The sequence below is a fragment of the Bacillus sp. bc15 genome (assembly GCF_900142585.1).
In the GTDB taxonomy this organism is placed as follows: Bacteria; Bacillota; Bacilli; order Bacillales; family Bacillaceae_G; genus Bacillus_A; species Bacillus_A cereus.
The window spans coordinates 187,825-201,817 of the sequence record NZ_FRBJ01000009.1; the positions used below are offsets into that span (position 1 = coordinate 187,825).

Sequence of the window (13,993 nt, forward strand, 5' to 3'; positions counted from 1 at the left end):
CAAATTACATCCTTTCATGTTAAAAAAAGGGAGTTTTTTGACAATTAAAAACTTAATTGTTATGATTACTATAATTGTTAACTTTATTAAATAAGGGTGGGATTCTATGATAAAAAAAGAAAACAGTGTATTTTATATCTCCTTCTTGCTAACAACATTATTCATTATATGGGGAATTACCCCAGCAAGTTGGATACAAGGCTACGATTTACAAAGTGTTACATCTTCTTTAAACTCATTTATCCTCAATAAATTTGGGTGGTTTTACTCTCTACTTATGACTACAATGATTATTTTGGCTGCTTATTTAGCATTTTCTAAGTACGGTTCTATTCGTCTTGGTAAAGATGGAGAAAAGCCAAAATATAATTATCCATCTTGGCTATCCATGTTGTTTGGGGCAGGAATGGGAATTGGACTCCTCTTTTATGGAATCGCTGAACCGATTTCACATTTTACAGATCCATTAACAGGAAAAGCAGGTACAGAAGAAAGCGCCAAACTCGCTATGCAATATTCATTTTTCCACTGGGGACTCTTTCCGTGGTCACTATACGCAATGGTCGCTTTAACAATTGCATATTTCACATTCCGCAAACAAAAAGGTAGCACTATCGGGGCTACAGTTACTCCATTATTTAATCGATCGAAAAATTCTCGTATCGGAAAAACAGTTGATATTTTAGCTGTTTTAGCCACAGTGTTTGGCATTGTACCATCTGTTGGGATTGGTGCTCAACAAATTGCTGGAGGATTAAGCTATTTATTCCCTTCCATTCATAACACTTTACTTACCCAGCTCGTACTTATAGCTATCTTCGCTGTTTTATATTTAACAAGTGCACAAACTGGCTTAGATCGTGGGATTAAATATTTGAGTAACTTGAATTTCTCTCTTGCAGGTATTTTACTCATCTCTTTCTTACTTTTAGGGCCAACCGTATTTATTATGAAATATTTCACATCTACACTCGGTTCTTATATTGGAGCTTTGCCTAGTATGGGATTAAATTTAGGAGCATTTAATGAAAAATCTTCTTCTTGGATTGAAAACTGGACTATTTTCTATTGGGGATGGTGGATTTCTTGGTCTCCATTCGTCGGCACATTTATCGCACGTATTTCTAAAGGGCGTACAATAAAAGAATTTATTTTTGGAGTTGTATTAGTCCCAACTCTTATCTGTACATTTTGGTTTGCAGTATTTGGTGGTACCGCAATTCATATGGAAATGTTCCAATCGCTTGGAATAGCTGATGAAATTTCAAAAAATGGTACAGAGATTGGATTATTTGCTGTTATTTCACATCTACCATTCTCTACATTTTTAACGATTATCGGGTTAATTTTAGTAGCCACATTTTTCGTTACTTCTGCCGATTCAGCAACATTTGTTGTTTCCATGCAAACGAGTAACGGAAGCTTATCACCGAAAAATAGTTTAAAACTTATATGGGGATTAACAATCGCGATAATTGCCGCTATTTTATTACAAGCTGGAGGATTAAATGCACTACAAATCGCAGCTATAATCGCAGCACTACCATTTTCTATCGTAGTCGTTCTTATGGTTACTTCGCTCTTTAAAGAGCTGCGAAAAGAAGATGTTAATTCGCAAACGAAAGAAGTATCTCAAAAAATAAAAAAAGTTATGTAACAATTGGCACCTCAAATTACTTCTGAATCCGTGATGACTGAGGAAAAAAGTAAATTAATAAAACCCATTCATATGAAATATTATTTTCATACGAATGGGTTTTTCACTCTATTTCTCATACAAAAAGACATCATCATATGCATGTTTCTAATGAAACTGCCATGATAATGTCTTCTCAAAAAAGTAAAAATTAATTATATATAATAATAAGATTAAACGTTATTTATTTCTTAAATAATCTCTTTCTAAATACGAACATACTTAGTGCGGAAAGAACAAGTGTTATTCCAGAAAGTAAAGTCGATGTGCTAGCTTCACCGCCTGTTGATGGTAAAGATTTCTTATCTTCCTCAGACTTATTAGCATGTTGTTTATTTAAAGTATCTGCTTTTCTTCTCTCTTTTTCAACAACTTGATTATTCCCTTTTGGCTCTTGATCCAATCCTGTTGCTGATTCTTTTTCTTCTTCTTTCGTTTCTTCAACTTCTTTTACCGGTTCTTTCACTTCTTCTTTTACCGGTTCTTTCACTTCTTCTTTTATTTCTTCAACTTCTTTTATTGGTTCTTTCACTTCTTTTACCTGTTCTTTTACTTCTTCTTTTGTTTCTTCAACTTCTTTTGTTGGCTCTTTTACTTCTTCTTTCGCTTCTTTTACCGGTTCTTTTACTTCTTCTTTCGCTTCTTCAACTTCTTTTACCGGTTCTTTCACTTCTTCTTTTGTTTCTTCAATTTCTTTTACCGGCTCTTTTTCTTCTTCTTTTTCCACTATATTCTGTATAACTGTTCCGTTAAACCTTATGCTAATTTCATCAGAATCTAAATCAAATTTATACACCTTTTCACCTGGGGTACTCCATTTTATTACTCCGTTATTAAACGTCCCTCCCTCACTTACCAATTGAATATTTTCAATACTTTCTCCTTCTAAATCATATACAGGAACTTGAATTTCTTCGTTTATTTTTGCATCATTTAAAATGATATTTTGTCTTCCAACATCAATTGTAAACCACTGACCTAATTGTATTAACGGCCTTACATCACGAATCTCATTTCCAGCTAAATTTAAGCTAAATAAGTTTAGCATGGAACCAATAACCGTTACATCTTTAATATGATTGTCCGCAAGATTTAACCACTGTAAATTTTCCAATGAAGATAGTGGTGTTATATCTTCAATTTGATTATGAGATACATTCACATTATTCAATTGTTTCAAGTTTGAGATGAACTCAATATTTTTCAGGCCTACTCCTTCTAAAGTGAGTTTTTCTAAGTTCGTCATGTACTCTAAACCTGTTATATTTTTTATCTCATTTCCATTTTCTTTAAGTATCTCTAATTTTTTAATCTGTAATAAATCTTTTTTTGTAATAGAAGCGTTTAAATTCTCTCTACCTAAATTCTCTTTATTAATATGTTGTTGTAAAGTTTTATCGAGAATTACATTTTCCTTTTGTTCATTATCCTCTTTTATTGTTTCCTTGATTTCGTCTAATCTTTCAACAACATTTTGAATTACTGTTCCATTAAACTTAATACGATTCTCTTCTGGCTTTATATCCAACGTAAATTCGTATGTTTTTTCACCAGTAGTCCCCCATTTAACAGAACCATTATTAACTATCCCATCTTCACTCTTCAATTGAATAGTATCAAGTGGCTCTCCTTGTAAATTATAGATAGGTATTTTAACTTCCTTATCTTTTTCTACATTATCTAAAAAGATTTTTTGTCTTTGAATATCGATATATATTCTTTTTCCTAGCTCTTGAACAGGTCTAACATCACGAATTTCATTTGAACCTAGCTTTAAATCATATAAGTCTGTTAAGTGACTAAGTGGCGTTATATCTGAAATATAGTTTTCTTCTAAATTAAGTGATTGTACAGTAGATAATCTTGATAAAGGTTCGATGTTTTCTAATTCATTTTTAGCAAGATCTAACTCTACTAATTTTTTCATTGATGTAATATGTTCAATATTCGTAAGTCCATTGTTACTTAAAGATAAGTTTTTTACATTTTTCAATTGCTCAATTCCAGCAAGGTTATCATTACTAATTTGATTATTTGCCACAGTCAAAGTCCTTAAAGATTTCACTGTAAATAATGGTTTAATATCTTTTATATAATTACTATTTAAATCTAGCATTTTAATCTTCTTCATTTGGCTTAATGGGCTTAAATCTGAGATTTTATTGTTTCTCAAAGTTAAAAACTCAATATGCTCTAACTCAGCCAAAGGTCCAATATCTTCAAGTTCACCATAGGTTATACTTAATGATTTTAATTGTCTCAATTCCGAGATAAATTTTATATTTTTTAACTTAACTTCTTCCAACTTTAAGTTTTCTAAGTTCGTCATATATTCTAGACCGCTTACGTCTTGTATTCCTTTATTTTTAGCTTCAACGACTATTAAAGATTTAACTTTTAATAAATCTTCCTTAGTTATTGGGGTATCTAGATTTTCTCTATTCAAATTATATTTATTAATATGCCTTTGTAGTTGCTTATCTACTATTACATTTCCAATTTCATCTTGTTGATCCACTTTATCCTCTTTATTTTCCTTTTGTTTTTCTGGAACATTGTTCTCTAAATTCAATGTATTTACTTCAAACTGTACTTGGTACTTATTGTCATAGGCCATTGTTGGAATATAAATATGCATTCGCATATTATACCTTTTTCCTAATTCCCCTACTTCAAACTGAATCACTTTCGTTCCATTTTTCTTTTTATCTTCTGATATTACTTTCACATCATGAAACACACCTGGAGTATGAATATCCTCTGTTTTCAAGTATTGAAAGAAATCACTATCACTTAACGTTGCTGTTACAATTTTCTTTCCATTCTCAATTGTTAGTTTCGGATCCTTTATATAAACAGCTGCCATAGACTCTTCATTCGTTTTATCTTTATACGCTTTAATAACAGCGTCATATGTACCATCTTCTAAACCTTGTCCCGTTTTATTCGTCTCAATTGCTACTGCCGCTAAAGCAGGTGTTGAATAAACAGCAAACGGAAGTGATAACGTCGCCACTATAATCATTGCATTTATACGTTTTCTTTTATTTTGTTTCAACTTTACATCTCCTCTGAAATATATAATTCGAAATGTAATCATTTCTCGAATAAATGATAATGATTTTCATTATCATTGTCAACTGAAAAAATAAAAAGTTTACAAAAAAAGAACCTCTTTAAAAGAGGTTATGCCATTTTCTCACCTGATTCTTCTCTAAAAAAGCTTTTCATCGCATGAAATACGTCTGCTTTTTGCTTTAAAATATAGTATCTAAAGTTTTCATCTTTAATATTTTTATAGGCTGACATGAGTGTACTGTGGCGGTTATACTGGTTCACTTCCCCATATCCAAACATATTACATTTCTTCATTAATTCTTCCACAAGCTTTACACATCTAGCATTATCTGATGTTAAATTATCACCATCTGAAAAATGGAATGGATAAATATTATAGCGGTCTGGTGAATATTTATTATCGATTAGCTCGAGTGCTTTTTTGTATACGGAGGAGCAGATTGTTCCACCGCTTTCTCCTTTTGAAAAAAATTCTTCTTCTGTAACGACTTTCGCTTCTGTATGATGAGCAATAAATTCAATATCAACTGTTTCATACTTTGTGCGTAAAAATCTTGTCATCCAGAAAAAGAAACTACGTGCCATATACTTCTCCCACATTCCCATCGATCCACTCGTATCCATCATCGCTAACACAACAGCCTTTGAATCTGGCTTTAATACTTCATTCCAAGTACGGAACTTTAAATCTTCTTGATGAATTGGATGGAAAGATGCTTTACCACGCATCGCATTTCGTTTATATGCGGATATCATTGTTCGTTTCTTATCGATATTTCCCCATAATCCTGTTTTTCTAATGTCATTAAATTCAACATGTTCAATCCGGTTTTCATCTATTTCTTTTCTCTTTAAATTAGGCAGCTCTAACTCTCTGAAAAACGCTTGCTCTAATTCTAAAATAGAGACTTCAGCTTCATAGTAATCTTCCCCAGCTGCATCTCCTGCTCCTTGCCCTTTTCCTGGCCCTTTTTGTTTTTGACCACCTGATCCATCTCTCGCAACGACATCACCAACTTTGCTGTCACCGTTTCCTTGCCCAACATGTTTATTTTTATCATAATTGTATCTAATCTTATATTCATCTAGAGAACGAATTGGTATTTTTACAACATCCTTGCCATTAGACATAACTATACTTTCTTCTGTTACAAGATCGGGTAAATTATTCTTAATTGCCTCTTGTACTTTTTCTTGATGGCGCTGTTGGTCGTCATATCCTTTGCGATGGAGGGACCAGTTTTCCTGTGAAATCGTATAATTTGGTTGATTTTCTTCGCCCATTCCTTTCCCTCCTTACTGTAATTGTCTTCCTGTATGAACAGCAAGCTACAAATTTTGTTCTGTAATGTGCAAGCTAGAATATTTGAAAGGTAACTGCCCATAGAAAATCATCCCATAAACATTTATAACGTTTTTCATACAATACCCCGAGCATCCTAAACAAAATTTTGCCACTCACATAATAGAAAGAAATATTCAGCCACTGATAAGAAAGAAACACAATGCATTGTTGCACACATTTTTACTTTGCAACATATTGTATTGTGTTGGCTTTTTTCGTATGAATGGTTGGTTACTCTATCATATGCATATTGTAAAAATAATTGACAATAAATTCATGAAATTGCATCTTAATTTATTACATTTGGACAAGGTATGACACTTTACACACATATGAACGGATAATAAAACGCTGTCCCGCAAAATACAAGAGACAGCGTTTTGTTATCAAACTATCGGTTTAACAAGCTACCTACATAGCGTAGTAATTCATTTGCTGAAGAAGAATTATAGCCATGCTCATCAATTAAACGTGCAACAACATCATTGATTTTCTTAAGCTGATTTTCGTCCGGTGTTTTCGTTGATGTTGTAATTTTCACTATATCTTTTAAATCAGCAAATAGTTTTTTCTGAATCGCTTCACGAAGACGTTCATGTGAATTATAATCAAAGCGTTTTCCTTTACGGGCATAAGCAGAAATGCGAATTAAAATCTCTTCACGGAATGCTTTCTTAGCATTTTCTGAAATTCCAATTTGCTCTTCAATTGAGCGCATTAGTTTTTCATCTGGACTCATTTCTTCCCCTGTTAACGGATCACGTAATTTCGATTTATTGCAGTACGCCTCGACGTTATCTAAGTAATTATCCATAAGCGTCTTAGCTGATTCTTCATATGAATAAACAAACGCTTTTTGTACTTCTTTCTTCGCGATTTCATCGTATTCTTTTCTCGCTAATGAGATGAAATTCATATAACGTTCACGGTCTTCATTACTAATCGATGGATGCTGATCCAGCCCATCTTTTAAAGATCTAAGTACATCTAACGCGTTAATAGATGGTACCTCTTTTCGAATGATTGTAGACGAAATTCGGTTAATGACATAACGAGGATCAATACCCTTCATACCTTCATCTTGATATTCGCGTTGTAATTCTTCTACATCAATCGCATTATAACCTTCTACCGTTTCTCCATCATACAAACGCATCTTTTTAATTAAATCAATATCCGGACGCTTCGGATCTTTTAAACGAGTTAAAATAGTGAACATTGCTGCAACGCGAAGTGTATGTGGTGCAATGTGAACATTCGACACATCACTTTCACGAATCATTTTTTCATAAATATGTTCTTCTTCACTTACTCGTAAATTATAAGGAACTGGCATTACAATAATTCTTGAGTGTAATGCTTCATTTTTCTTATTTGCTATAAATGAGCGATACTCTGTTTCATTCGTATGCGCTACAATTAATTCATCTGCTGAAATAAGCGCAAATCTTCCCGCTTTGAAATTCCCTTCTTGCGTAAGCGATAATAAGTGCCATAAAAACTTCTCATCGCATTTTAACATCTCTTGGAACTCCATCATTCCTCGGTTTGCCTTATTTAATTCTCCATCAAATCGATACGCACGGGGATCTGATTCTGAACCATATTCTGCAATCGTAGAAAAGTCCAGACTACCTGTTAAATCTGCAATATCCTGTGATTTTGGATCAGACGGGCTAAATGTACCAATCCCTGTACGGCGATCTTCAGAGAAGAAAATACGCTCTACAACTACATCCTCAATTCTTGATCCGTATTCTTGCTCTAAACGCATGACATTTAGTGGTGATAAATTCCCTTCAATTCTAACTCCATACTCATCAAAGAAATCATCTCGTAAATGATGTGGAATTAAATGCAGTGGATCCTCATGCATTGGGCATCCTTTAATTGCAAAAATTGCTCCGCGATCTGTTCTTGAATATGTTTCTAATCCTCGTTTCAACATCGTAACTAACGTTGATTTCCCTCCACTAACAGGACCCATTAATAATAAAATTCTTTTTCTAACATCTAATCGTTTTGCAGATGGATGAAAATATTCCTCTACAAGACGTTCTAGAGCATCCTCTAATCCAAAGAGCTGATTACTAAAGAAGTTATACTTTCTTCTACCATCAACTTCTTCAATTCCGGCATCTTTTATCATATTGTAAATGCGAGAGTGTGCTGTTTGAGCCACCCATGGTCTTTCTTTCACAAGCTCCAAATACTCCGCAAACGTACCTTCCCATTGTAAACGTTCTTCTGCTGCTCGATGCTGTTCAATCTTTTTTAGAATATCCATTATAGCTCCTCCCCCATCTCCTTGTTCAATCGGATTATTATAAAAGGTATGCTAGGATGTCCTTAAACATTCTTTAAATCAAAACGAAATATATAATAGCACGCTAAAATTCTCTCCAAAATTCAAAGAAAATTCTGTATAATATAGGTATTAACGTTTTTACACTGCTATTCATTATAAATAAATTCTTTTCTTCTAAGAACCTTACATACATTTTGGGTAATAAATAAAACTCGTGAACCGAAAAAAGTAAGGAGGATATTAGTATGAAATTATTATTAATTTTAGGTGTATCACTCACATTTCTTACAGCGATTTTTACATCCGGTTACAATGACAAACCAGGTACACATAAAAAATGATGTGCTTTTAGCACATCATTTTTTATGCATTATTTATAATACATATTTTCCATATCATATTTGGATAGTGGTCGGCTATAATAATAACCTTGTACAAGCTTCACATTCTTTTCTTTCAAAAACTGTATTTGCTCCTTTTTTTCTACTCCCTCTGCAATTACATTCAATTCTAAAGTATGAGCTAAATGAATAATTGCAGCTGTAATATTCGTATCACGTTCATCTATATGTATACCTTCCATAAAAGAACGATCAATTTTTAAAGTATCAATTGGATATGTTTTTAAGTAACTTAAAGATGAATAACCTGTTCCAAAATCATCTAAATGAATCTTTAAATTTTCTTCTTTTAATTGTAGTAACACTCTCTTCGATATATCTTTATGTATAAGAGCTCCTTCTGTAACCTCTATCGCTAATAAATGAGCTGGTACATTGTACTTATTTAAAGCCCGTGTAATCATCTCTATTAATGTAATAGAGCGAAAGTGTCTAGCTGAAATATTAACTGCAATTGGGACCACTTCATATCCTTTATTTAACCATTCGCGCAGTTGCTGACACACTTGATTTACTACCCATTCATCGAGCTTAATAATAAATCCTGTTCTTTCTGCCAACGGAATAAATTGGTTTGGAGAAACAAATCCTAATTCCTTATTCTCCCACCTTATTAAAGATTCCATACTAGCTATTTTTTTCGTCTCAATATTAATTTGTGGCTGATAATATAAGAAAAATTCATTTTTTTCTATAGCACGATGTAACTGGTTTTCTATTATAAACCTTTGTTCACGCTCACAGTCTAATCCACTACAATAAAAATGATAATGTCCTTTTCCTTTGTCTTTTGCTTTTTCTAAGGCAGCATCGACTCTCTGAAATAGTATTTTTTCATCTTCTCCATCTGCTGGAGCCATTACAATTCCAATTGACGCACTTAAATATACATCTTCTTTCTCAATTACAAAATATTCACTAATATTTTTCAGTATGCTTTTTGCAACTTCCTCTACACATTCTTTCGTTATATTTTCTATCAACATAACAAATTGATCATCGTGTTCTCTAAATAAGTGCATACCTTCTATTTTTAGATTGCTTAAACATTCTGTCACTTTTTGTAATACTTTATCTCCCTCTTTATGACCAAATGTATCATTAATACGATGAAACTCATCTAAATCTATAAATACAAGCGCAAAATTTATACTCTCTTTTAAAAAAGTATTTAACTTATTTGTACATGAAATTCTATTCATTAATCCTGTTAACTGGTCATAGTAAGCTAAATATTCTGTTCGCATTTCGTTTAATACTTGCCTTGTAACATCTCTCGTAACAATATACACTCCAACAATTTCACCGTTCACAATAATCGGGATAGTTCTCAAAGAAATATATAGCTCGTACCCTTCTTTATGAACATATTTCTTTGAAACAATTTGTTTTGCTTTTCCTTGCATCGATCCCTTAAATATAATTTGAAAATCTTTTTCATATTCTTTATTAATAAATTCAAAAATAAATTTATTATTTAATTCCTCATACCGGTATCCAAATATTTCATACGTTGCCGGATTTGCATATGTAACTCTCCCTATAGAATCTATAGATATAATTGAGTCATTATTATATTCCAGTAACGACTTAAATAACATTTGTTTTTCCTCTATCTCTGTCTTCTCCTCAATTTGAGCTGTAATATCTCTTGTAATACAAATAACAAATTGACATATTCCTTCTTCATCGCAGACAGGATTAAGTGAAGATTCATAATGTATCTCACCTTTTGGTAATTTGACTACATCACAAAAAGTGTGTGCTTTCGCTTCTCTCACTACTTTTTCATATTGCCTTTGCAATATCCCCGCTATATCTTTCGGTAATACTTCTGCAAAAGTTTTTCCATAGCACTCTTCGCTTAACCTAGCATAATCCATTCCTATTTTATTCACATACATATATTTAAACGTTTCATCATCAATAACTTTCAATATAAATACTAAATCTTGAATAGCATGTAATAACCCTTGTCTAATTAAATCCATATCTATCATACTTAAAAAGGTATTTTGATTACTATATTCTTCCTTCATATTTATCTCAACCCGTCTTATCTATTTTTAATCATATATCCCATTCTATATGATTATGTCCTCTCTTTTAAACGTATGATCACATATTATTTTTATTTTATAAAAAAAAGTCGCCATATGGCGACTTTTAATAAACGATTTCTAAATCTAATCCAGGGTAATTTTGTTGACGGAATGCTTCATAAATTAAAATTGCTGCTGTATTAGATAAATTTAATGAACGTACTTTATCTGTCATTGGAATACGTAAACAATGATCAAAGTTTTCTTCGATTACATTAGCTGGTAAGCCGTTTGTTTCTCTTCCAAATACAAAATAGTAATCCTTCTCGCGCTTGCTATAGTCAAACGCTGTATGAGCTTTCTCGCCATACTTCGTTAAATAGAAGAATTCACCATCTTTATTTTTTTCATAAAATTCTTCAATTGAATCATAATACGTAATTTTCACGTGCTGCCAATAATCTAATCCGGCACGCTTTAACATTTTATCATCCGTTGAAAATCCAAGCGGTCTAATCAAATGTAATTCTGTTCCAGTTGCTGCACAAGTACGAGCAATATTTCCTGTATTTGCTGGAATTTCTGGCTGATATAAAACAACATGTACTCCCACGCGATATTCACCTCTGTTTTTTGTCTACTACGTATTATACCACTTGAGCGAAAAATCTCTACCCATTAATAATATGAAAGAATTTATATTTCATTTGTGGTGTATATTTACTAGAGTCTTCATAGTTCCAATAACGTCGACGGCTATTTGCTGAATGTGCATTTACAAGCGGCATACCATCTGCATCTTTTGCTACTACAATCGTCGTATGATTCCATCTTCCGTCATCCTCGAAATCATAAGCAATTACATCTCCAAGAATAAGTTCTTCTGGCCTCTCTACCGCCTCTGCTCGAAGTCCTGTTGTAGCACCTGACAAATACCAATAAAAAGAATGTGCAACAGCCCAGCTCCAACTCCACTGATTCTCCCTTTGCCACCATCCTTTACGAATATTAGGATATCCGTTCATAGGTACTTCTCCAGTATGAAGACATTGAGAAATGAAATTCGTACAATTATCAGGGAAATTACGATACATAGGATTTCGGTCATCCCACCAACGCTCTGCATATTTCACTGCCTCTAAACGATTATACTGATAAGAACCGTACTTCTCTTTCGTAATTTCCCTTTCTAATGTCTCACCCATTCTAATTTCTTCTGACACTTCAATATCATAATCGCCTATAATCCGACTATTATTTAAACAAACTCTTCGTTTTAATTGTTCCTCTTCAATATAAAATAATTCTTTATGCTTAATTAAATATTTAAAATGTATTTGATAATCAATTTCTTGATGGTCATTACTATTTAATTGTCTAATGAAAGAAACATCCGCAATTGCTTTCACTATATGTGCACTACGCCTTTGAAACAATTGTTTCTTTCTCTGTGCCATTTGTAGTAAATCCTCAGCAATACCATCCACGTCTGTTCGTTTCTCTGTGATATATGCTAAAAACTGTTGTACTTGCTTTTCAATATTCATTTTTACAGCCATTTCGTTTCCCTCCCATATTACAATATGAAAAAGGGAAATATTATCTACTCTTTTTTCTGTGCTAACAATTCAAGCCCGCGATTCATTTCATGAAGTACTTCTTCATCTTTCTCACGTTCCATCGCTTTCTCAATCGCTTCGCCTACTCCATCTCCCCCAATTTTCCCAAGTGCCCATGCTGCCGTTCCGCGCAATACCGGTCTTGGGTCATCTTTCATAACACCAATTAAATCAGGAATTGCCGATGCTTCTTTAAAATGTGCTAATGCTAAAATCGCATTTCTTTGCAGTGGCTTTTTCCCTCTCCATGACCCTGACATAATCCCATATTTCTCTTTAAAATCACGATTACTAATTGTTAAAAGTGGCGTTAATAATGGTTTAACTAGCTCAGGATCCGGCTCCATCTCAGGATGATTATGAAAATCCATTCCTTTGTTTTTCGGGCAAACAGTCTGACACGTATCACATCCATATATACGATTTCCTATTTTATCGCGATATTCTTCAGGTAGGAATCCTTTCGTCTGTGTTAAAAACGCAATACACTTCTTCGAATCTAACTGTCCCCCCTGTATTAAAGCACCTGTAGGACAAATATCGATACATTTCGTACAGCCCCCGCATTGATCTTCTATCGGCTTATCTGGCGGGAATGGAACATTTGTAATCATTTCCCCTAAGTATACGTACGAACCGAATTCAGGTGTAATAATAGCACAGTTTTTCCCACTCCAGCCAATGCCTGCACGCTCTGATACAGCTCGATCACTTAATTCACCTGTATCAACCATGGACTTCACTTCTATATCTGGAAGTTTTTCAATTAAATATGCTTCTAATTTTTGCAAACGATCTCGTAAAACAAGATGATAATCTTGTCCCCAAGAAGCACGGCAAAAAATTCCACGGCGTTCTCCACGCTTACTTAATGGTGCATTTTTTAATTTTGAAGGATATGCTAAAGCAATCGCAATAATTGATTTAGCACCCGGTAATAAAAGTTGCGGATTCGTTCTCTTCTCTATATCAGGCTCTTCAAATCCAGATTGATAATTTAATTGTTGTTGCTGGATTAAGCGCTGCTTTAATTCCTCAAAAGGAGAAGCACTCGCAAAGCCTATTTTATCTATGCCAATTGTTTTACTATACGCAATTACATCTTGCTTTAATTGTTCAAAATCCACTCTTAATCGCCTCCTCAGATGAATCCATCATCCCTTATGTAACGACTTTATTGGTTAGTAATTCACTTTTGGAATACTATTATTTACTTCTATTTTCGCATGTAATTATATTTTTCAAACATTAAAAAACGCAATGCCTCGTTTATCTCGGAAACGAAACACTGCGTTGATCACAATTTATAGAAAAACATTTAATAAAATTTGGAGCGGGTGAAGAGAATCGAACTCTCGACCAGAGCTTGGAAGGCTCTTGTTTTACCACTAAACTACACCCGCAAATATGAATTACATATAAGATATTAGAATAACTTATGTAAAGTAGTATAGCATGTTAAAAAAATAGAGGCAAGAATTTTATCGAAAAAAGTCGAAAAAGT

At 33.2% G+C, this 13,993-nt stretch carries 8 protein-coding genes and 1 tRNA gene; 1 reads left to right on the forward strand and 8 read right to left on the reverse strand.

Annotation, left to right across the window (positions count from 1 at the left end):
• Positions 1 to 106 precede the first annotated feature (106 nt).
• Complete coding sequence (gene opuD / locus BUA87_RS23990) at positions 107 to 1,657, forward strand: glycine betaine transporter OpuD (RefSeq protein ID WP_071714233.1); 1,551 nt, start codon at positions 107 to 109, stop codon at positions 1,655 to 1,657.
• A gap of 223 nt (positions 1,658 to 1,880) precedes the next feature.
• Here the strand turns inward: opuD and BUA87_RS23995 are convergent, their stop codons facing one another.
• The 8 genes from BUA87_RS23995 to BUA87_RS24030 form a co-directional block, all read right to left on the reverse strand.
• Positions 1,881 to 4,754 (reverse strand): NEAT domain-containing protein, encoded by a 2,874-nt coding sequence (locus BUA87_RS23995; protein WP_072941025.1) that lies wholly within the window; start codon positions 4,752 to 4,754, stop codon positions 1,881 to 1,883.
• A gap of 128 nt (positions 4,755 to 4,882) precedes the next feature.
• Positions 4,883 to 6,058, reverse strand: coding sequence for a sporulation protein YhbH (gene yhbH, locus BUA87_RS24000; protein WP_000503516.1), 1,176 nt, complete (start codon positions 6,056 to 6,058; stop codon positions 4,883 to 4,885).
• Between the two features lie 452 nt (positions 6,059 to 6,510).
• Positions 6,511 to 8,406, reverse strand: a complete 1,896-nt coding sequence (locus BUA87_RS24005) for a PrkA family serine protein kinase (protein ID WP_000353273.1) — start codon at positions 8,404 to 8,406, stop codon at positions 6,511 to 6,513.
• 391 nt (positions 8,407 to 8,797) lie between these two features.
• A complete protein-coding gene (locus BUA87_RS24010) occupies positions 8,798 to 10,867 on the reverse strand; it encodes a sensor domain-containing protein (protein ID WP_072941027.1) in 2,070 nt (689 codons plus the stop codon).
• Positions 10,868 to 10,994: 127 nt separating this feature from the next.
• Positions 10,995 to 11,483, reverse strand: coding sequence for a tRNA (uridine(34)/cytosine(34)/5-carboxymethylaminomethyluridine(34)-2'-O)-methyltransferase TrmL (gene trmL, locus BUA87_RS24015; RefSeq protein ID WP_000538147.1), 489 nt, complete (start codon positions 11,481 to 11,483; stop codon positions 10,995 to 10,997).
• Between the two features lie 58 nt (positions 11,484 to 11,541).
• Positions 11,542 to 12,429 carry an amidase domain-containing protein gene (locus tag BUA87_RS24020; protein WP_000279322.1) on the reverse strand — a complete coding sequence of 296 codons (888 nt, stop codon included), beginning with the start codon at positions 12,427 to 12,429 and terminating at the stop codon, positions 11,542 to 11,544.
• 44 nt (positions 12,430 to 12,473) lie between these two features.
• Positions 12,474 to 13,616 (reverse strand): tRNA epoxyqueuosine(34) reductase QueG, encoded by a 1,143-nt coding sequence (gene queG / locus BUA87_RS24025; protein ID WP_000345209.1) that lies wholly within the window; start codon positions 13,614 to 13,616, stop codon positions 12,474 to 12,476.
• A gap of 202 nt (positions 13,617 to 13,818) precedes the next feature.
• Positions 13,819 to 13,892 (reverse strand) — tRNA-Gly (locus tag BUA87_RS24030).
• Between the last annotated feature and the right edge of the window lie 101 nt (positions 13,893 to 13,993).